15 protein-coding genes are annotated in these 21,494 nt (G+C 63.7%); 7 read left to right on the forward strand and 8 right to left on the reverse strand.

The annotated features are described in order from the left end of the window. Window positions 1-420: 420 nt before the first annotated feature. Entirely contained in the window at window positions 421-684 is a 264-nt protein-coding gene (locus tag EDF20_RS09605) for a hypothetical protein (protein ID WP_133738494.1), read from the reverse strand. A gap of 465 nt (window positions 685-1,149) precedes the next feature. Here EDF20_RS09605 and EDF20_RS09610 point away from each other — a divergent pair, with 465 nt between their 5' ends. Next, entirely contained in the window at window positions 1,150-1,596 is a 447-nt protein-coding gene (locus EDF20_RS09610) for a hypothetical protein (protein ID WP_133738495.1), read from the forward strand. Between the two features lie 20 nt (window positions 1,597-1,616). On the opposite strand, the gene EDF20_RS09615 is transcribed toward EDF20_RS09610, so the two are convergent. Then, on the reverse strand, window positions 1,617-1,889 hold the full coding sequence (locus EDF20_RS09615; RefSeq protein ID WP_133738496.1) for a hypothetical protein: 273 nt from the start codon (window positions 1,887-1,889) through the stop codon (window positions 1,617-1,619). Window positions 1,890-2,376: 487 nt separating this feature from the next. Here EDF20_RS09615 and EDF20_RS09620 point away from each other — a divergent pair, with 487 nt between their 5' ends. The 4 genes from EDF20_RS09620 (at window position 2,377) to EDF20_RS09635 (ending at window position 7,263) form a co-directional block, all read left to right on the forward strand. Then, window positions 2,377-5,694 (forward strand): hypothetical protein, encoded by a 3,318-nt coding sequence (locus EDF20_RS09620; RefSeq protein WP_133738497.1) that lies wholly within the window; start codon window positions 2,377-2,379, stop codon window positions 5,692-5,694. Window positions 5,695-5,919: 225 nt separating this feature from the next. Continuing rightward, window positions 5,920-6,606, forward strand: coding sequence for a sigma-70 family RNA polymerase sigma factor (locus EDF20_RS09625; RefSeq protein WP_133738498.1), 687 nt, complete (start codon window positions 5,920-5,922; stop codon window positions 6,604-6,606). A gap of 94 nt (window positions 6,607-6,700) precedes the next feature. Next, window positions 6,701-6,919, forward strand: coding sequence for a hypothetical protein (locus tag EDF20_RS09630; RefSeq protein ID WP_133738499.1), 219 nt, complete (start codon window positions 6,701-6,703; stop codon window positions 6,917-6,919). A gap of 128 nt (window positions 6,920-7,047) precedes the next feature. Beyond that, entirely contained in the window at window positions 7,048-7,263 is a 216-nt protein-coding gene (locus EDF20_RS09635; protein ID WP_133738500.1) for a hypothetical protein, read from the forward strand. A gap of 267 nt (window positions 7,264-7,530) precedes the next feature. Here the strand turns inward: EDF20_RS09635 and EDF20_RS09640 are convergent, their stop codons facing one another. The 5 genes from EDF20_RS09640 to EDF20_RS09660 form a co-directional block, all read right to left on the reverse strand. Continuing rightward, window positions 7,531-8,022, reverse strand: a complete 492-nt coding sequence (locus EDF20_RS09640; RefSeq protein ID WP_133738501.1) for a hypothetical protein — start codon at window positions 8,020-8,022, stop codon at window positions 7,531-7,533. A gap of 1,184 nt (window positions 8,023-9,206) precedes the next feature. Next, entirely contained in the window at window positions 9,207-13,982 is a 4,776-nt protein-coding gene (locus tag EDF20_RS09645) for a type ISP restriction/modification enzyme (protein ID WP_133738502.1), read from the reverse strand. Window positions 13,983-14,074: 92 nt separating this feature from the next. Continuing rightward, the gene (locus tag EDF20_RS09650) at window positions 14,075-14,425 is read right to left on the reverse strand and encodes a hypothetical protein (RefSeq protein ID WP_133738503.1); all 351 of its coding nucleotides are present in this window, start codon (window positions 14,423-14,425) and stop codon (window positions 14,075-14,077) included. Continuing rightward, window positions 14,422-15,567 carry an ATP/GTP-binding protein gene (locus EDF20_RS09655; protein WP_133738504.1) on the reverse strand — a complete coding sequence of 382 codons (1,146 nt, stop codon included), beginning with the start codon at window positions 15,565-15,567 and terminating at the stop codon, window positions 14,422-14,424. Before EDF20_RS09655 ends, EDF20_RS09650 begins: the two co-directional genes overlap by 4 nt. 513 nt (window positions 15,568-16,080) lie before the next feature. Continuing rightward, the gene (locus EDF20_RS09660; protein ID WP_133738505.1) at window positions 16,081-16,689 is read right to left on the reverse strand and encodes a recombinase family protein; all 609 of its coding nucleotides are present in this window, start codon (window positions 16,687-16,689) and stop codon (window positions 16,081-16,083) included. A gap of 168 nt (window positions 16,690-16,857) precedes the next feature. Here EDF20_RS09660 and EDF20_RS09665 point away from each other — a divergent pair, with 168 nt between their 5' ends. Then, window positions 16,858-18,819 (forward strand): ATP-dependent endonuclease, encoded by a 1,962-nt coding sequence (locus tag EDF20_RS09665; RefSeq protein ID WP_166644792.1) that lies wholly within the window; start codon window positions 16,858-16,860, stop codon window positions 18,817-18,819. 545 nt (window positions 18,820-19,364) lie between these two features. Here EDF20_RS09665 and EDF20_RS09670 read toward each other — a convergent pair. Beyond that, complete coding sequence (locus EDF20_RS09670; RefSeq protein WP_133738507.1) at window positions 19,365-20,753, reverse strand: recombinase family protein; 1,389 nt, start codon at window positions 20,751-20,753, stop codon at window positions 19,365-19,367. A gap of 78 nt (window positions 20,754-20,831) precedes the next feature. Here EDF20_RS09670 and EDF20_RS09675 point away from each other — a divergent pair, with 78 nt between their 5' ends. Next, the gene (locus EDF20_RS09675) at window positions 20,832-21,449 is read left to right on the forward strand and encodes a hypothetical protein (protein ID WP_133738508.1); all 618 of its coding nucleotides are present in this window, start codon (window positions 20,832-20,834) and stop codon (window positions 21,447-21,449) included. Window positions 21,450-21,494: the final 45 nt, after the last annotated feature.

Below are 21,494 nucleotides of genomic sequence, written 5' to 3' on the forward strand. Positions count from 1 at the left end.
CCCTATTGGGCGCGCAAGCGCCCCGCGATGTCGAGGATTGAGAGCGCGGACGCACTGCTCGGTCTCGGCACCAACGCCGCCCGGTTGGCCATCATGCTCGTGGTACTGGGCATAACGGTCTGGGAGGCTTTCGGTCACTGACCTTGGGCGGGCGAGCCTCCCACGGGAGGCCCGCCCCTCCTCAATCTGACGGCGATCAACCGGGCCAGCAATCCGATCACATGACGAGGCCATGCGCCTCTTGACGAAGGGTCTCTGGCCCGACCGATGGGATCCGTGTCGGTGCGGCTCCACCGGTGGCCGCCCGAATCGCGGAACGTCACGGTCACGGTTGGCAGGACGCCTCGACTAGTAGATAGTGCGGGCACGGCGATGCGATAGCTGGACTGTTGAAGGTAGAAAAGGCTGCGAGCGAGGTCATCAGAGCGTCGTGCACAGGGCACTGGTCTGCGTCGGGATTGGCAGTATCTCGTCCACGACTTGGTTGTTGACCGTGATGCGGCACCCTGCGTTTCCTCCTGACAGGCTCGCGGTTCCCGCCGCGAGGTACGGATCTGAGAGGTCATACTCGCCGGAGCGGTAGACGTGCTCGTAGGGGAGGGTCACATTCTCCTGGATCTGCGTGCCTTCACGGTTGTATACGACCGTGGCTTCACCGGAACCGAGGAACTCTACTTTGGTCACGAAGACTTCAACGACGGGGGCGGGTGAAGGGGCGGGCGCTGGTACCGGAACGGGAGTTGTGGTTGCCGTGGGGCGAGGCGACTTCGGCATCGAGGTCCAATCTGCGGACGGTCCGCCGCTTGTCGACGACCCCTCGCTCATGGGCTGGTCCCTGCTCGTGCAGCTGGTGAGGACGAGGAGCGCGGCCAATACGGGTACGACCAAGGCACGTGGAGTCATGTCCGTGACAATAGGTCCCCCTGGAACGCAGCGTGGTGTGGTTCAGAGCCGAGACTAGGTAGTGCCACCATTTCAGCTAGTCCTAGTCCTAGTCCTAGTCCTAGTCCGCCAGACCGCGCCGCAGCTGACCATGGCTCTCACGGTGCGGAAATTGAGCAACCCAGGACTCTTCGAGTCGAGTGCTTTTTTCGCTTGGAGTGACTGCCCCGTTACCCCGGCACGGCGGTGGCCGCGCATGACGAGGGCATGCAGAAGTCATTCCTCCATGCCAGTGGTCCTGGCTCCCGTGGTGAAGTTCTCACCGGTACGTCCGACCAGATCATCGAGGCACTCATCGACCTGCACTTCGGTGAAGGCGTCGACCGGCCGACCGCGATGCGAGCGATCGCCGTCGTGGCAGCGACCGAGTTCCAGGCGGAGTCGATGCAGCGGGCGTCGAGCGCCGGCACGTTCTCGCTCGACGGGTGCACGATGACGGAAATCGACCGCCTCACCAGAGACCGGAACATCACAGACCGTGACCCGACTCCCTGGCTCCGCCGCGACGTGCCCCTCGTCCTCGTCCACCCGGGCGCCAACGGGTGGCAGCCACCCCTGGGCAACGTCATGACTCTCGAGCATCAGTCGGCGTCTGCTCTCCTGTTGAGCCTTGCCCGTAGCGGCTACCTCCAGGTGGGCGCCATCTCGATCTGAGGTCTGGCGCCCACGGTGGGTCAGCCGCGCGTGCTGGCCTGACGGCGTCGGGCTGCGCGCTCCGCCCGGGCAGCCTCCTCGCGGTCCTCCCTCCGGTCTGCCCGGATTCGGTTGATGCTCGTGGTCCCGAGCTCGAGACCGTTGCTGCGGAGGGTGAGCTGCAAGTCAGCGGCCGTGAGGTCGTCGTCGTCGAGGAGCCGGGCGAGGTTCTGGCGCGACACCGGGTCCAGGGTCCTGACGAACTCCTGGAACTTGCCGGCGTATCGGGGGCGGCGGATGGGCTGTTCGAACATGCTGTTCTCTTCCTACGTGCGCCATCGGGGGCGCGGTTGAGTCTCTTGTGAAGACGAGGGCTTTCTTCTCCCTCACTCATCAGATGGGTCACGATCGGGCAGAAGTTAAGCCGCCACCCGAGATTCGTCGGCTCGCATGAGCTCAGGCCAGCGGTCCAGGGCTGGGGCACGACTTGGCCAGCACCTGGGGCAGCACCAAACCCCCGAGGATGCAGGCCTGTTTTCTCTTTTCTTCTCTTCAGACCAGCAGATCTAGAGGCAATGGCCGGGCTCCACGGTTCGCAGGTTCTTGCCCGCCCGTCGCTGTTGTTCCGGTCACCTGCCCCAGGCGCTCGACCGCTGGCTGCCCGACCCCTTGTCTGCCTTGCCGGGTCCGGCCTCGGAAAAAAATGCGACCGGCGCTTAACTTTCCGTCGTTTTTGCCCCCTTTCCCTTATGTGCCGCCGAGTGGCGGTGCCCCGGAGACGGGATCACAAGGGGATCGACCATGGGGGAAACCACCACCGAGAGCATGGCTCTCGACGAGCAGGACTGGGCAGCGCAGCACGCTGCGATCTGGGGCAGCCACGAGTGGCCAGCAGGCACGGTCATGAGCATCTGCAGCCAGGCCGTCGACAAGGTCACCGGCGTCAAGGGCGCTTTCCGAGGAATCGCGGCCGTCCCCATCAACGACGCATCAGCTGCCTGGGACGTCCTGGCGACGGCAGCGAGCAAGGGCGACAACGTCTGGGTGGGAGTCGGGGGACTCCGACCCAACTACGGGCCGGGACGGGGCAAGAAGGCCGACGTTGTCGCCTTGCCTGCGTTGTTCGTCGACATCGACTTCAACTCGGGCAGCCACTCCGCGGGCGACAGGAACCCGACGAAGGAACAGGCGCAGCGATGGATCGATGCGGCTCCGCCGGCAACCGTGAAGGTCTTCACCGGAGGCGGCGTCCACCTTTACTTCGTCCTCGACGACCTCCTCGACCCGCACACCCCCGACGGGGCCGCCCTGCTGGACGCCCACAAGAAGTTCTGGATGCAGCTCGCTGCGGAGGACGTCCTCAACATCGACGCGGGAGTCCTGGCCGACGCTGTCCGTATCCTGCGCCCCGCCGGGACCTGGAACGCGAACCAGGGGCGGCGCACCCGGCTCGAGTTCGCTGATGGCCCCCGCTACTCCGCAAACGAACTTCTGACCCGCTACCCGGAGGCGTCGACGCCGGAGTCCCGACCGGCGAAGACCCGGGGCACTGGGCACCTGCCCGCGGCGGCCGGCTCGGCTACCGGGACGTCCGAGCGCATCGGTGACCGCTTCGCGCTGACCGTGCCAGTGAGCGTCTTCGCCGAAGCAGTCTTCGGCGCCGAGGAGCGCCCCCAGAACGGACTCACCTTCCCCGGCCCCGACGGGGACCTCGGCCCACTGGACTCAGCCCGCATCTACCGGGCCACGAACGGTGAGCCGGAGCGGCTGACCATCTTCGACACCACAATCCAGAGCATCTTCGGGCTCGACGGGCAGAACCACTCCTGGTCGTCCTTCGACCTCCTCGCCCACGCCTTCGGCGGCCCCACGGGGTACCGGAGGGCGGCGCGCCTGGTCGCGGACGGCGAACGCGGCGGGACCTGGCCGCTGCCGTTCTTCACCAGCCTCCCCGCCGTGCTCGACCCCGACGTCCTCCGCGCGTTCGGCATCGCACCAGCGCCGCAAACGGTCTCGATGGCGCCACCGCCGGTGACGCCCCTCCCGGCCGTCACCGGGCCGCAGGCCGTTGTACTGGCACCCGTGGGGGCGTGGGCTGACGATGCTGCTGAAGCCAACGACGAGACTGCGCTGCTGGACCTCCTCGGCCCGACCTCCACGTCGACCCCGGTGGCCGCAGCGGAGGCACCTTTGACCATCGCTCGGGCCGTGGCCGACCGTGTTCCCGCCCGGTTCGAACTCGAGGACGGACTGCGCGCCTACGTCTGGGACGAGACCTCAGCAGGAGAGACCCGGCACGGCATCTACAAGACCGTCCGCTTCCAGCTGCCCGACCTGACGCACGGGGAACGCCTCGAGCGGATCAGCAGCTGGGTCGCGTTCAAGAGCCGCAAGACCGAGCAGCTCACCGTCGACACGCAGGGCCGGAAGGTCGTCGCCGCCGAGGCCAAGGTCAGCGTCACCCTCGCGAGGTCCGACGGACGGGTGCGCACCCAGGCCGGCTTCACCACTGCGGAAGCCCATTCCGCCAAGACAGTCGTCGACCGCCTCGACGTCGGCGTCAGCCTCCCCATCAGCACCGTCGCTCGAGAGCAGGTCAGCAACGCCCTGCGTGAGCTCGGCACCGACGGCGGCACCGACGTCGTCGAGGCCTACGGCACTCTCGGCTGGCTGAAGCCCGACGGCGGGGGATGGACTTACCTCGCGCCTGCCGGATCGGTCAACGCCCAGGGGACCGTCCCGGGCTTCGCCGTCGGTAGCCCACCCCGAAGCGAAGAGGACTCCCTCCTCGAAGCGCAGCTCGCCTACGGCTTCCCAGACCTCCCCTCGGACACCACTGCCATCCGGACGGCGGCGTCGGCGATCCCGGCATTCCTCGACATCACGCCCTCGAGTCACGCCGCGTTCGCGATGCTGGGCCTCGCCTTCGCCGCCCCGCTGGCACTCTCCGAGCGGACCAGCGTGTTCCTGGTTAGCCCGCCGGACGCGGGCAAGACGCAGCTGCTGCGCGCCTTCCAGGCGTTCCTCACCGGCAACGCATACCTCTCCTCCTGGACGGGGTCTTCACTGCCGAGCGCGACTGCGCTCGGAGCGTCCATCACCGCCAAGTGGGCGCGTCACGCTGTCAGCATCCACGACGATTTTCGCGTTCCTCAGGACCGCCGGAAGGCCGACGTCGTCAACCTCGCGGTCGCGAACGTGGTCCAGGCCAGTTACGGAGGTGCCGGCTCCGGGGCCAAGTCCACCGTCGACGGCGGACTCAAGACCGCCTCCGAAGCCGAGACCTGCGCCATCATCTCCGGCGAAGCCCTGCCCGGCGGGGGAGTCGGTGTGCTCTCCCGCATTCTCGCCATCGACCTCCCACCCGGAGCCGTCGCGATGACGCCCCGAGACGCGTCCCCCTTCGACACATTCCGCGAGGCACACCCGACTGGAGCCCAGGCGGTCTACGGCGCCTACATCCGCTTCCTCGCCAGCCGCCTCGACACCGCCGGCACCCTCCGCCAGTTCCGAACCACGAACGAGCGTCTCCGAGCGGAGAACGCGCCCAGGGCGGGCCGCTCCGCGAGCAACGCCTCCGTCGTCGGCGCCGGCTGGGCGATGCTCCGCCTCTTCGCCGAGACCGCCGGCTTCGCTGACCTCATCCCCACCCAGGAGCACGTCGTCAAGGCGCTCGACGACCTCGCCGGGGCGAACGCAGCCCTCGTGCTGGACGCGAACCCCGCGCAGGCCGTCGTCAACGCCGCACGCGACACCATCGCCTCGAAGACCGGTCACATCGCCCTGCACGACGGCAGCATGCCCACCGGGGAGGAAGCGACGCGCCTCGGATGGCAGTGGACGGCCCGCACGGCGACCGCCGGCGTCTACGAGCCCACCCGCTTCGAAGTCGGCGTGCTCTCCGAGGACCGCCAGTACGTCGTCCTCCGCAACCAGGCCGTCACGGACCTCAAGCGGCGAAGCCCAGCCCTAGAAGGCCTGCCGATGGGGCAGCTGAACGCTGGCTTCCTCAGCCTCGTCAAGGACGGAACGACCCCGGGAGGCAAGGCCCCCCGCGCCATCGCTGGCGAGACCCGCCCCCGCGGCTACGTCCTGCCCGCCAGCGCCTTCGACCTCTGACACCCAACCTGCCGCATGCCCAATCGGTAGGAGCACCCGCGTCCTACCGACGAAAGGAACACCTCATGACCTGTCACCTCAACTGGGGCCAGCCCCGTCCCCGACCCCCTCCGGAAACCGCCATTTCCGCCCCATGTCTCTGTTGTGAACCTGCCACCCAAGCGAACGCCACCCGGCGCATCGTCCGGCCGGTCGAGCAAACGCTTACTCACCTCAGGACACACAGTGGCCATCACCTTCCTCCGCACCACCCGGGCGCTCACGCGCCAGCGCGAACTCGACCTTGCGCGCCGTATCGCCGCTGGCTCGAAGCAGGCGACCTTCGAGCTGGCCAACGCGGTCGGCCCTCTCGTCCTCGCACAGGCGGCCAATGTCTCGAGGACGCATCCGACCGTCGACCGGGACGACCTCGTTGCCAGCGGTTGGCTCGGCGCCGCCAAGGCGGCGGCAGCCTTCGCCCCGGACGCGTCCTCGGAAGCGTCAGAGGCACCCCAGTTCCCGGCCTACGCGGCCTCGTACGTGCGGGCCGAGATGATGCACGAGGTCCGCCTCTTCGTCTCGCAGGTCTCCATTCCCGAGCATGTCTTCAAGGGAAGAGGGGGCAAGAGCGAAGCCAGGACTGCGATGCAGCCGTGGCGGGAGGCGTTGTCCCTTGACGTCCTCGGCTGGGAACGAGAGCCCGCTTCTCGTGACCGCGGCATGGCCCGGGCAGAGGTCGCCCTCGATGTGCACCGGGCCATCAACAAGCTGCCGGCCCCGCAACGCCACATCGTCCTCCAGGGCCTCGCAGACGTCGCAGGCAAAGACACGGCAGCGGAGCTACGAGTCAGTTCCGCTCGAGTGTCTCAGCTGCGACGCGCAGCCCACGAGACCCTGCGCGACTCGCTGCAGGACCTCAGGGCTGCGGCCTAAATAAACCGCGCTCTCTGCCCCACTTCCCCTCTGGGGCCACCAACGGCCATCCACATATCCCGGCGCTCGTCCGGGCAGACAAGAAGGAACAACCATGAACACCCACCGCAAGACCTGCGTCTACTGCGACGTCATCCTCGCCACCGTCGAGTACGACGACGAGCTCCGCGCCTCTGGCCTCCGCCCGCAGCTGGAAGGCGCCGAAGGCGACGAGGTCCGAGCAGCAGCCGTCACCATCGTCACCGCCCGGAGCTACAGGCACACCGACCACGACTACGAGACCTGCCGCTTCGCCGAGCTCATCGGCGAATGACCACCTCGAGTACCCGCTCACGCGGCCCACCTGGCAAGTCCATGGCCGCACCTGCAGCCGCATCCCGACCAGATGCAACCACCTCATCCATCGCAACGCACCACACCAACAACACCAAGGAGAACCACATGTCCCGCAACCGCATCGACCCGTCGTCCCTCATGACCCCGAACGAGATGGACGACTACGAGAAGTACCGCTGGGCGATCGTGGTCGAGGTGACCGGTACCGACGAGCTCACCCCCAAGCAGTTCGCAGACCACACCAACACCATGAACAGGGGCCGCGCGATCGAGCGCACGGTCGCTCGACGCCGCGCACGCCAGACGCCGAAGATCCTGTAGCTCGGTGAGGCAGGCCGGTTCATTGTCAACTGCAAGCCAGCAGGTGACAGAGAACCGGCCCGGGGGGCACCCATGAGCGAACTGCTCCCGGACTCGGCTGAAACCGAGACGTCGACCGCACGCTGCGTGCTCGACAAACTGCCGGATACTCACGGGCCAGGCCGTGCTCTGCGGACCACCTCGGGGACGTGAGAATCGCCCACGACGTGTCACATCTACTTCGCCAGCCCTACTGCTCCTCTCGGACCTCGCCCCCTGTGCGCGGCATCAGGGAGCGGGCAGCTTGTAGCCGTCCACGGGCCGCATCTCTAAGCCTGCAGGTAGGCGTCCCCAGGTGAGCCACGAGAAGAACACGTCCACGCACGTCGCGGGGTCCAACAGCACGTTCGGGTCGGCAACCGAGGCGTGCGGCCAAACGTCACCCGCACGCGTCACGACAACTGGTTCGGCAGACGGTGCGCCAGCCAGTGCGACGATCCCCACGCCGCTGTCGAAGCCCACCTCGAGGAGGAGCGGCGTGTGTCTGCCACCGGTGCACTGAGCCCACCGATACGCAACTCCGCCCTTGGCAAGGGGCTGAACGATCAGGTAGCCGGCTCGAGCTGAACCGACCCGGTCGACGAGCCCGCGCACGCCTGGCCACGGCGTGACGCCGAACGAGGCCGGGAACCGCCATTCGACCTCAGCCTCGGCCGCCTCACCAACAGTTGAAAGCTCGAGGTCACGCAGATTTGATTCGAGAGTGAGGCTCATCTCCATCCATGCGCGGCTAGTCATTCCCTAGTCGCTTGAGAACGAAAGCCTCCTCGGTATGTCAGACGCTTTTGATGGCGAAGTCCCATTGGCCACGACGGCGCTGACCTCATGGAAGGGGGCGTCCAGGCGGGCCGCACGCATTTCAGCTCTCGCTCGGCGACCGCCGAATCCGGCTTGTGAAGCACCTGCAGGCGCTTCTGCTGCTGAAGCTGAAGCTGAAGCTGAAGCTGAAGCTGAAGCTGCAGGGGCTTGGCGCGGTCGACACCAGGAGCTCCTGGTCTCAGGTCTAGTGCTAGGAGTGATGGCTATCTCTCATAAGGCTCGTCAGCAGGACGCCTTCCGAGCTTCGAAGAGCGACATCACCTCTGCCCACTGGACGAGAGCTGCCTGCCTCCCCACAGTGTGACGACTGGTAAGGAAATCGCACTGCGACCACACGTGACCTGCGTTCGCCGCGACAACCTGTCGCCAGACGGTGCGTCAGCCGGGGCGACCATCCCCACAGCGCTGTCGAAGTCGACCTCGACAAGGAGCGGCGTGCGGTTGCCGCCCGTGCATTGTGCCCACCGGTACGTGTCGCCGGGCATGAGAGCGGGCTCCGCGATGAGGGAGCCGGCTTTCGACTGACCGACCCGGTCGACTAAGTCGCGTACGTCTGGCTCGCAGTCACGGCTGGTGTGGGGGTGTGGGGGGTGTCTACGTTCCCGACCAACGAGGTCGCTGAGGGCATCGACGCCGAAATCGGAACCGACGCGCACAAGCCATGCTGCTGAGGGAGGCTGTCGGCCATGAGCCGAGACGTGGGGCGCCTTATGCGCCCGCGCAATCGGCCTCGGTACAAGCCGGTCTCGGCGATGACGAGCGTGAGGTGCCGTGTGCGCGCCAGATGGCTTGCAGGTCGTAGGTCTTCACGGCTTGGCGCATCTTGGCGACCGCCTCGCCTGAGTATCGCGGGTGCTTCTGAGACACGAAGACGAACGTGTGAAGGTAAGCCTCACCGTCATCATGGAGTGCGATCGTCTCGGCAAGGTTACCGAGTGGTGAGTTGCGTGTGCGGACGACCCCTCGACGTAGGAGTTCATAGAGGACTGCGACATGTGATGCAAGCAGCTGCCGAACGGTCAGCTCCTGTGGGCGGAACGGCAATGCCACCCCTTCCGCGAGGTCGGCGCCCGACTCGCGTGGGCTCATGCAGCCGCCTCCTGATAGCGCAGCGGCGGCAGGTTCTGCACGATGCGCACTGTCTCAACGCTGACGGTCACGATGCGTTGAATCAGCTCGACGATGTATGACGGGTTGCCGTGCTCGGCGCCCCATTCGTTGGGGTCGTTGACAATGCCGGAGGCCTTGTCGGTCTTGACCTGGTATCGCTCGAGGATCCAGTCGAGTGCGGACCGTGAGCCGAGCTTGTAGTCATGCGCCTCTGCCGGAATGCCGGTGATCGTCAGGCCCGGCGTGACCGTGATCTGCGTCCGGTCAAGGTTGCCGGGCTTCCCGCCGTACTTCATCTTTGTTACGCGGAGGTCAGCAGGCACCGGGCCGCTGAACGTCAACGGGTACAGCGGCGCGGCCTCGTACCCGAGGTGCAGTTCCGACAGCGCTCGTCCGGCGGCGGCGAACGAACGGAAATCGGCCGGATCGGTGAGCTCAGGGATGCGGGGCAGCATCTTCTTCAGGTCCGCGTCGAACTCACGCCGGTAGTCCTCGGAGTGCAGCAGTCCATAGACAGCGAAGAACACGTCGTCCGCGGTCACATCCGCGCCGTACAGTTCCTGGTGCCGGCCGAGAGCGGTTTCGGTCACGTTGTCACGGCGCTGCGGTCCGTCGAACATCGCGAACGTTCCCCCCTGTGGCTCGACGTCGTACACGTACCGTGGGAAGAACTGGCCTCCGGAACCGGCCCCGGTCAGGTGTAGATCAGGGAGCGCATCGAGCGCTAGAACTGAGAAAGGGACGGCTGAGCCAGCGCCAACGTAGTAGAAGCCCCAGTTCTGCTCGCCAGCCGGAAAGACTCGCGGCAGCTGCCCCCGGCGGTCATTGAGGGCGTCATCGAAGTAGACATTCTGAAGTTCAAACGGTCTGTACATGGCTTTACGCACAGAACTCGAATTGAACTTGATGGATTCCTGACGCATTGCGCGGGGGATGAGCCCAGAGGACCAACTGATCTCAGTCGGATTCGAATGGAGCCCGGACGGTGCCTTGACCTCACCGGACGCTACTCGCTCGACCTCGCGTTCATACACCTCGACAAGCTTTGAGACGTTGCTGACTAGCGAGGCGTGTGACGAACTGAATACCCAAGAGTCCCGGTTTGTCTTCAAGCCTCCAGAAAATACGCGGAATATGGCCGCCTCTGGGGAATTGCGGTCCCCGATGGGAGTGAATTTTTCGAAGGCATCGTTGCGGTGGTTGATCCAGTCGCCATGCACGTTCGGGGTGATCTGCTGCCACGGCACACCGTCAGAGTCGCCGTACTGTTCGAGGAGGCCGAGCTTGTCGTCGCGGGTGAGGTAGTCGCCGACGTCGCGATAGTGAATCGTGCCGGACGATGGCCTGCCAGGGTTCTTCACCAAGATCGAAATGGATACACCAACTCGAACATTGAAGACATTTCCCCCCTCGCGTTTGGCGAGATCACCAGCGGTCCGAGAATTGCCGCGGAGGTTGAGGATATAGAGCTCAGTGAATTCGTCTTGGAGGGTGAGTCGGAGGCCTGCGGCGGTGTTGCCGTCGAGGAAGCCGCCGTTGGTGACATAGGCGACGATGCCGTGGTCCTTGATCCGGTCGGATGCCCAGCGGATGGCGCGGATGTAGGAGTCGTAGAGGCTGTTTTTCAAGGTAGCCGTTGACCGTGCCGCGTAGGTGGTGGAAATGCGCTTGTCGAGATAGGGGTACTTGATGTTCTGGTTGTTGTCGTTGGCGGAGTCTTGCCCGGATGAGTAGGGAGGATTGCCGACGATGATGCGGATGTCGAGGGCGTTCTGCTGCTTGACGCGTTCGTTGTTGTCGCCGAACACGCCTTGATCGTCGTAGGTGTCATCGTCTTCGGCGGTCTGGAACGTATCGGTGAGGACCACGCCGGGGAACGGCACGTACTCGCCGCCCTGCAGGCCGTTGTAGGTGGCTTCGATGTTCACGGCGGCGACGTAGTACGCCAGCAGTACGATCTCGTTCGCGTGCAGCTCATGCCGGTACTTGTGAGCCAAATCGGCCGGGTTGATGAGCCCGGACTGCAGAAGTCGGACGATGAAGGTGCCGGTGCCTGTGAACGGGTCGAGGACGTGGACGCCGTGGTCCGTCAGGCCGGCGCCAAAGTGGTTGCGGGAGAGCCGGTCTGTGCTGCGGAGGATGAAATCGACGATCTCGTTGGGTGTGTAGACGATGCCGAGCCGTTCGGAGGTGCCTCGGAAGGCGCCGGTGAAGAACTTCTCGTACAGCCGCTTGATGATCGTTTGGCGTCCGGCCGCGTCGGTGACCCCGGCAACGGTGCGTCGGACGCCGGCGTAGAACGCGGCGAGTTCGCTGGATTCTGTGGTGAGGTTCTGCTCCTCGAGGGCGTCGACCATGCGCTGCATGACCTGCGACACCGGGTTGTGGTCGGAGAAGGCGTGACCGGCGAAGAGGGCGTCGAAAACGGGTTGGGTGATGAGGTGCTGGGACAGCATCTCGATCGCCTGCGGTTCGGTGACACCAGGGTTGAGGTTGTCCTGTAGCCCCTTGACGAAGCGGGTGAATTCGGTGCGGAGACTTCCGTTGGAGCCGTCGACGAGGTTGGTGATGCGGTTGATCTGACGGCCGGCGATGTCGGCGACGTCTTTGGCCCAGTTTTCCCAGTAGTCGCGCTCACCGACTTTGTCGACGATGCGGGCGTAAATGGCGTTCTGCCAGTCCGTGCCGAGGACGCTCATGTCGAGCGGAATCTGCGACGTCTCCGGAGTCGCCGTGCCCGGTGCGGGTTCGGGGAGGTCAGAGTCGGTGTAGTTGGTCGCGATGACCGGGCCGGTATCGGTGCGGCCGTTGAGGTCGATCTGTTCGATTTTCGCTTCGAACCGTTCGTCGTGTGCGCGGAGTGCGCGAAGGACGTCCCAGACGACTTTAAACTTGGTGTTGTCGTTGAGTGCTTGTTCGGGTGACTGCCCCGCTGGCACTGCGATCGGTAGGACGATGTAGCCGTAGTCCTTGCCGGGAGCTTTGCGCATGACGCGGCCGACGGATTGGACGACGTCGACGGGGCTGTCGCGGGAGTTCAGGAAGATCACTGCGTCCAAGCTGGGCACGTCGACACCTTCGGAGAGGCACCGGGCGTTGGTGAGGATGCGGCACACGTTCTCACCCGCCGTGTCGGCTTTCAACCACTCGAGCTTCTGGTTGCGCTCGAGGATGTTCATCCCGCCGTCAACATGGTCTGCCTCGAGGCGGAACGTCTGCTCATCGCCGTCGGCGTCCCGGTCGATGCGGCGTCCGGCGATGCTGTCCGCGCGGACCCCGTCGACCCCGTCGTAGCCGTTGAGGTATCCGCGGACGGTTTTCGAGTCGGCGATGGACCGCGAGAACGCGACCGCTCGGCGGAGCGGCTTGTGCGCGTTCGGGGCGGTCGTGTCGATGCCCTGAACGCCCCTTTTGGCGAGGCCGTTGTAGATACCGACGATGCGGGCAGCGTCAGGGATGTTTAGCTCCCCGTTGGCGGCGAAGGTCTCCTGGAACGCGGAACCGATGGAGTCCTCATCGATGGTTAGGACCAGGACCCGATAGTCGGTGAGGAGGTCCCGTTCCACGGCTTCGCCGAACCCGAGCCGGTGGAACACCGGCCCGAACACGGCCTCGTCGTCCATCGAGTACAGCACCGCCGCGTTCTCATCCGCCTGGCTGCGGGCCGACTCGGCGTAGATCTTCGGCGTCGCAGTCATGTAGAGCCGCGCCTGCGCCTGGATCGACTCGTCCGAGTGGACGCGGAGGAACGCGGACTCCTCAGCGCCTTGCCGGATGAACCCAGCGGTCCGGTGCGCCTCGTCGCAGATCACCAGGTCGAAGGGCGCCAGCCCCTCGGCCTGCGCTCTCGCGATGACATCAATCGACTGGTACGTGGAGAAAAACACGGTCAACCCATCGGGCGCCGAGCTCTTTGCGACCTCAGTCAGCAGCTGCGTGGTATTCGTTGTTGCCGGGTAGGCGAGGTCAGCGACAGTGAAGTCCTCCGAGACCCGGCCTACCTTGCTGTCAGAGCAGACGGCGAACGCCCGCATGTCCATGGCCCGTTCCGCAGACCACTCCTTCAACGTCTGCGACAGCAACGCGATCGAGGGGACTAGGAACAGCACTGACCCGCCGGCGCCGGCGATCTCCTCGGCGATGCGGAGACTGGTGAACGTCTTCCCCGTCCCGCATGCCATGACCAGCTTTCCGCGGTCATGGTCAGCGAACCCGCGCTGGACTGCGTCAAGAGCTTCCTGCTGATGCGCGCGGAGCTGCTTTTTCAGCGGCGATGCGACCTCGTCGGGCTTGTCGAACGAATACGTCGACCAGTCGATGTCGGATTGATCGAACTCGTCGACTGGGATCTGGTTCGAAGGCAGTCCCTGCCCGACCATCGCGTCCTGCGCGTTCTTGCCCAGTGGGGCAGTCGCGACCACGATCCTGGATGTGAAGGGGTGCTTCCCGGACGCGGTGAAGAACGAGTCCAGATCCCCTTTCTGAATGGTGGATGCGGGGGCGTAAAATTTGCACTGGATCGCACACCAACCGCCGCCATGTCGTTCGCGGGCGACGAGGTCGATTCCGGTGTCGGGCTTGCCGTCGCGGCCGGGCCAGTCCTGCCACAGCCACACTTCGTCGAACCGTGCCGTCCACGTGGGGTCCGTCGTCAAGAACACCCTCGTCAACCGCTCAAACAGGCGCCCCTTCGTCCGAGCGTCAGGCGCTATTTGCGCGTACTCGGCAAGCAGATCATGGATCGACGTCATTGTTCGTACCCCTCATAACATCCAACACGCTCAGAACCACCGGGTCGGTACGAGCACCCCTGATGGTATCCGCCCGACCGAGCCACCCTGGTTTACCGCAGCACGTCTGCGGTCGGCGGCGACGTCCGCTCCCAGACCGCCGCGTACGGTTCCCGGGCCTCACTCCACAGCGCCCGACGTGCAGCATCTGCGTCCTGGAAGATGGCGTAATCCGGAGCGAGGACGACGAACTCGTGCGGGATGACCCGCCCAGCACGGTCCGTACGTCCATCGGGATCAGGAAAGCGCACCGCAAGCGTTTTATCGCGTCTCGTAAAGGTCTCTGGCATGCCTTCTGTCCCGGCGAACGCGTCCTCGTACACCGCGAGCGGGTTGGCCAGGCCTGCCGTGTGGAGGAAGCGAAAACCCCACGTTTTCCCGCGGGTGGCCCAGAGGTAGTTCACTTCGGGCTCTCGATCAACATCTTGTCGTCGACAGCTTGATCGAGCTCGAGGCGGAAACCGAGGAGTACTGCGGTCAGGAAGTCGTGCCGGGCTTTCGCAGCGTTGTAGGCGTCCTCCAGCTTGTCGCGGCTGTGATCGAGCAGAGGGTCCAGGACGAACGGCAACGCCACTGTGATGAGCTTCAGCGGGCCCGGCAGCTTCACTTTGGTCGCGATGAACGCTAGGACCGGACCTGACCGGTCCAGTAGCTCCTTCGCAACCTTGCTGCTACGTCGCATCGCCCCTGCCCACCGCACGTATCGGGAGAACGGCAGCATTGCAGCGATCGGCAGCATCAACCTAACGCCGATCTGCCGGTCAACGTCGATCTTCCCCGGCTCGAATTGCGCCGAGGACAGCAGGACGAAGTCCTCGCCCAGCGAGAAGGCTTCCGGCTCCTCGACGAACGCCGAGAGCTCTTCGTGTAGCAGCGTCATTTCGTGGCCGGCCTTCTCCACTACAAGGTCGCGAAACCCCGTCACGTCCATCTCGGGCAACAAGTCTGCCTTCGTCAGCCCGAACAGCCAGACCCGGGGGAAGCGCGCTAGCTGATTCCCATCGGGCAGTAGCTGGCCGCGCACCTTCGAGACATGGGCCATGTACTTCGTCAGCAGCGCTTTCAAGTACCGCTCCTCCTCGCCAGCGTTGTCGACAAGCCGCTGCGCATCGACAAGCAACACGGCCACGTCTGAGCCGACCAGCGCCTGGAACGTCTCGCCCCGACGAACGACTTCCTCCGCGGTCGAGGGATCTTCCTCGAACCATTCCCCGGGATAGTCGTGCCAGACCAGCCGCAACTCCTCGGCTGCCGGCTTCTTGCCCTTCCCACCTGTCATGGGGCGACGCGTGACCGAGAACACGTACCGGGTCGCGGCAAAGCGAGTCGACTCAGGAGCGATGCCGGAGTTCCTCATCCCAAGGTAGTTCTGATGCAGCCGATTCCTCTGCGCAGTGTCGTCCGCCGTGATCTTATACAAGCGGTCCTGCACGAACGCGGGCTCTTGCGCGGCGCCATAGAACGACGACAGCAGCACAGTCTTCCCGCTGCCCGACTCGCCGAACACGGCGATTTGCTGTTCCCGAGCAACTTTGAACTCTTTCATACCTCGAATCTAAACCGACGCCTCCCCTTGCTGCCAAGGACCACCCGCCTAGGTGCTCGCGACATCTGCATCTACTCCGAGGAAGACCTCGACTGGGTCGCGGCGGAACTTACGCCCGCACGGTGAAGCGCCACTTATTCGCCCTGCTCGCCCTTTCGCTCGTCTAAACAGTTGCGTGCAGTTACATCTCGATGGTTCTCGATAGCAGTAACCGCTTGAAGGGCTGCCGGCCGTGCCGGGCTGGACCTGCGGCTTCGGCTTCCCTGCAAGTCCCGCAACGACGTGACTAGGGATCAGAAGCATTCGATGTCTGGCGGCAGGTTGCGTCGTCCGGAAGGGACTGAACCCCACGTTTACCCCGCGTTATGCGCGGGACACGGTGGGACATGGCGGGGTCACGCTGAGTGGCACCCACGCGAACTTTCATTCCCAGACCGGCTTGTTTCCAAGGGAAGGGCTAACGGATAAGGGCCGCGGCTTGAGGTAGCCCCAAGGAAAGGGGTTCAGGTTCGACTACTTGATATCTAGCGAGGCGTCCTGCTTCTGGGGCAACTGTCGGAGCCGGCGATAAAGCGTTGCTCGCGACATCCCGAGATCTTTGGCGACTTGGGTCGCGGGCTCGCCAGCATCGAGTAGCCTCGCCGCGTTGACGATCTGTGAGGTGGTGAAGGCTTGCCGGCGGCCGCCGAGGTCCTTTCCTGCGGCGCGTCGTTTCGTGACTGAGTCTGTAATGCGTTCTCGTTTGATCTGCAATTCCATTTGGGCAAGCGCTGCCATCACGGTGAAGACCATCGAACCCATCGGGGTGGATGTATCGACGTCGCCCCCACCGAGGTTCAGCACGCGGAGCGACGCACCGCGAGCGTTCAGATCATCCGCGAGATTTAACATGTTCTGAGTTGAGCGTCCGAGACGGTCAAGGGTCGTTATTAGAAGCGTGTCTCCTTCATGGAGTGCGTGCAGGGCCTGATCCAGTGACGGTCGGCTTGCTCGCGCCCCTGAGGCACCACGATCGACATAGAGGTCATCGCGCCTAACTCCAGCTGCCATGAGGTCAATTTCCTGCCGGTCCGTATCTTGTTGCCGCGTCGACACCCGCGCGTACCCAATTAGCTTGGCCACATCGATCCACCTGTCTCGTAAGCATGCTTTGTGACACTCATTATGGCAGGTACTTGAGGCACACGGTTACAAGACATGTCTCGGCTGAAAATCTGAGGGCCGATGGCGGCGATGGTAAGACGCCTCGTATCCCTAGGGACGCGAGACTGGGGTCCAAGCCCGCACAAGGTGAGCTATGTTCATTCCCATCGTCAGTGGGGAGTCCATGTGCATATTCGAACGGTCCGCATCCAAAACTTTCGCTGTCTTGAGGATGTTGAGGTCATATTCAGTGAGGTAACGAGCTTCATCGGTCCAAACGGGGCTGGAAAGTCAACTGTGCTTCGGAGCCTGGATTGGTTCTTCAACGGGGACAAGGGTTCAGGACTCACGGTTGAAGATGTATTTGCCGGGGCGGGGCCGAGCGCGCCAATTTCGGTCAGCGTGACGTTCGATCGCCTGACTGATAGCGACCGACAAGCCCTCGGCGTCAAATATGCTCCGGCCGGCGCGGCGACGTTCACGGCAACACGGACCTGGGCTGCGGGCGAGGACAAAACATCGGGTGTTGGGGGTGTGTTTCCTCCCTTCGAGGCAATTCGCTTGGAGACCAGCAAGACCGAGCGGCGGAAGGCCTATGCGGCCTTGGCGGAAAGTCAGCCAGATCTCGAACTCCCACCGTGCCGGACCGGAGACGAGGTGGACATCGCGATGTTGGAGTGGGAGACGAACCACCCCGCTCAGCTGACAGCCTCAGACCTGCCCTCAAATCATTTCTTCGGTTTCAACGGCAAGAACGTGCTTTCGGGCATCTTCGATTTCGTATTCGTTTCAGCAGATTTGCGCGCGGGGGAACAAAGTATCGAAGGCCGAAAGACCGTTCTTGGCCGAATCCTAGAACGGACTCTTCAGCGGCAAGCTTTGGATGATGCCTACGAGGCTCTTGCCGAGGAATTTGGGCAACGACAGGAATCGATCAACGCAGACCATCTCGACGAACAACTACTCGACCTTGGGAGCGCGCTCAGCGCAGAAGTCGGTGCATTCACTGCCGGAAAGACAGTGCGCTTGACGGGCCTCGCACCTGAACTTAAGCCCACTTCTCCCGCAATCCGCATGGCCATTGTCGATGCTCTCTCGGAAACGAGCATTGAGCGCCAGGGCCATGGATTTCAGCGAGCGCTGCTCATTGGGGCCCTCAAATTATTGGCCGAACGCCGAGAGGGTGACAATACTGGCAGCATCATCACCCTTGCTATTGAAGAGCCCGAACTTTTCCAGCACCCAACGCAGGCGAGAGTTTTTGCCAACGTGCTTCGTAGTCTGGCGTCCGACGAGCAGGCTGGAATACAGGTCGCTTACGCGACCCACAGCCCCTACTTCATAAACGCCTCATACTTCGACCAAGTGAGACGGGTCACTCGCCAGTCCACCTCAGGCGCCGTTGGTCGCGTCGTGATCAAGGGAGCCTCGCTCGCAGATGTGAAGGCGGACCTAGCAGGATACGTATCTACCGACGCGCTGATGGCCCGTTGGGATCAAGTTTGTACTGCAAACCTTGCAGAAGCTTTCTTCAGCGATGCCGTCGTGCTGGTCGAGGGCAGCACAGACAGGGCAATTATTGACGGAGCGGCTAGGCGGATTGGCCCCGTGCCCCTAGAGCACCATGGTATTGCCGTCGCAGAGGCCAACTCGAAATCGAATCTATTCGTTCCTCATGCCATTTTGAAGCGCCTGGGCATCCCCTCGCTCGTGGTGTTCGACAATGATCTAAAGAGTGGCGCACGAGCTGGAGCGAAGAACTACGACCCGCCAAAGTCTCCCGAGGAGCGGGCCAAAATCGAAGCTAATGAAACCAAGCAGCAGGCGGCGACTAATGGGAAGCTCTTGAGCTACTTCGGCCTCGCGCACCAGGATTTTCCTACGGGGAAGATCGCGGATGACCTGTTCGCCGTCGACGACAACCTCGAAGATGTCCTGAATCGAGAGTGGCCCGATTGGGAAGCTGCCAGAGCGAAAATCGTCGCTGCTGGAAGAGGGGCTCCGAAGAAAAACGCCGCGACATATCACTTAGCCGCGGCGGAAAGCATCAGTATGCCCGGGCCGTCTGTCGAAGCCATCGTCCTTCTGGCGCGCCGATTAGTCAGCTGAGGCTGGGTTGTCTACACCAATCGAACACCGGTGATGCAGCCGGGCTCTTGCCGCGCAGGTGGTGTACGACCGTCGATCAGGGCCTTCCCCTAGTCGCTCGCGAAGTTATGCCGCTTTTGCGTATTCGACGGGCGTGAGCGCCAGGACGATGGCGGTGAGCTGACGCGGGCTCAGTGGAGGCGCTTCAGAGGCTAGGCGGTCCATTCGCTGCTCAAGCGACTCAATTGCAAGGCGAGGAAGCATGTTCATGGAGGGGCCATGCGCGGACGCGTTGCGGAGGCCAAATTGAGGCTGTTCCTACCGCCGCAAATACATGGCCCAGGCCACGCCAGGTCGGCCAGTGGCCTATACGCGGGCTTTCGCAGTAGACGCGAGCGTCCACTCCCCGCACAACTTTCTGGCTGCCGACGACGCGCAGCTCGATGCCGTCCCCTTTTGCGTCACGGGCGGAACGCAAGATGGTCGTGTCTAGAATCGGGTAGCGCGATCTGGGATACCAACGCACGCGGTGCTTTAGAGCGCGAGCTCAATGGGCCTCCGCGGAGTCAGTGGCCGGTCCCGTTCCATACGACCTCGACAGTTTCTGGGTCGAAGCCCTTCCGCCCGACTGGTGCTGGGTGCAGCCGAACAGTCATGAGCGCGTGCGCGATAGCGCGGCGCCGGTCAATCGTCGCTTCGCTCCAGCTCCGCGCCGGCTCGGATCCGAGGATGGAAGCTACTGACCCCTCGCTCAAGCCACGAGCCCGTTCCGCTTCGACGTCGCCAAGCTCGATGAGGATTCGTCGGCGCTTCTCCGCATAGACGGCTGCTGGTACTAGGTCGTTGTAGTAGTCGGAATCCACGAGCTCGAGCTTGGCTGTCAGTTTGGCGACCTCGGTGCTCAGTCGCCGAGCGGCCAGATCGTCGGTGGGCCTAAATGCCGAGAGGAGATCAGGGCGTGCGAGGCGACGCAGGATGATCCCCTCTATGTAGGAGTCGACATGCTCGGCTGTGCGGGCAACGTGTCCGCCGGCTCGGCACCAATATCGTCGACCTGTCGAGGTCATAGGTGCCGAACAGATCCCACACTGCCAAAGCCCAGACCCAAGGTACTTTCGCGCCGTCGTCCCCATATTCCTCTTTCGGCCCGGCTCGCTCAGCCTTGCCTGAACAAGGTCGAAATCGTGGCTCTCAATGATGGCTACCCATTCGCCTGTGACGCCCGTTGCCTTGCCGCCCATGACGGCCCGTCCTGCGTAGCGAGGGTTGGTAAGAATTGAACGGACGGAGCTCGGTGACCAGGTTCCTGCGTCAGGGGCGGCTGCGTTCGCATGTCCGAGCGTCGTCGTTTTGCGCCGCGGCTGCGCGGAGGACTCCGTGAGCGACCTGGCAATTCCCTTGAGCGTTTCGCCCCTGACAAAGTCGGTGAAGATGCTGCGGACGATGGTGGCCTCGTCCTCGATGACCTCGCCGCCTTGCGTGTAGCCGGTAAGTCGGACCCCGCCCTTGAAGAGGACGCCGCGTTCAAGGCGGTCTGCGTTTGCTCGTTTCTGACGCTCGCCCTTGCGCTGAGCTTCGAAGCGGCCGATGCCGGCGAGCATCGTCGCCCGAAACTCGCCGTCTGCGGTCGACAAGTCGATCTCGCCGTCGACGGTGAGGACCTTTGCGCCGGCATCGATGAGGACGTTGAGGTCGCGAGTTGTCCGCAGTAGTCGGTCCAAATCGACTGCTACGACGTGGGTGATGGTTTGAGTCCCCAAGTCGCCGAGCATTCGGTGCCACGCGGTGCCAGGGCCTCGCGGCTTGCTCGCGCTCAAGTCGTTGTCCACGTACTCATCGACCAGATGCCACGCTCGGGCCGACACGAGCTGAGAGCATCGCTCTCGCTGTCGATCTATGCCTTCCTGCTTGTCGAGGCTCTGGCGCAGGTAGATTGCTGTCAGCGGACCGCTCATCTTATGAGCATAGGTCTTGATGTCTATGTGCAACGGAACGTGGTGGAGTTCCGCTTCAACAACTAGTCCTCTTACGCCATGACCTATTTCTTCGCTGCAGCTAATACCGCCCCGACGAACGCCTTGTCGCTCGGTTCTGTCCTGCTAATCGTGCTGCCCGCAACAATCGCTCTAATGGGCGTTGTCGCGTCCACGGTGGTCTCTACGGTCACCACCCATCGAGCGGAGGACCGTCGCGCGAGGAATGCCGTTTTCAGCCAAGTTCTCGAAGCGGGTCGCGCAGCGGAGCTTGAAGCGTTGTACGCCACAGCCGACTTCATAGCACGTCTCAAGGAGTTCAACAGGGCCATGATGGGGAACAGCGGAGAAGGCGAAGATGATGATAAGTCATCGGCCGCCTTTTCCAACTTTGTGGATGCCTTCGATGGCTTTGACCCTCTGACGAGGGCTGCCGTGACGGTTGAAGCGCTAGGCGCCACGTCTGTTTCCGATCGAATCGACACTATTCGTAATGAGACCCTTTCCTACGCAATGGCGCTTCGACCGCCCGTCTTCTATGCGGAGCAGGCCCGTACCTTCGAGGCGCGCGTCGACTCGTTGATGAAAGACCTCATCGAAGAAGTTCGCCGAGACTTCGGCGTTAATGAAGCGCGAGCTATTCACCAAGGCAAGAGAACCCGCAGGGTAGGGCAGTGATGCTTGAACGCGATGTGGCGGAGTTCGGTCACATCTAAACCATCG

Origin of the sequence: Frigoribacterium sp. PhB116, assembly GCF_004364285.1 — a bacterium.
GTDB lineage: Bacteria > Actinomycetota > Actinomycetes > Actinomycetales > Microbacteriaceae > Frigoribacterium.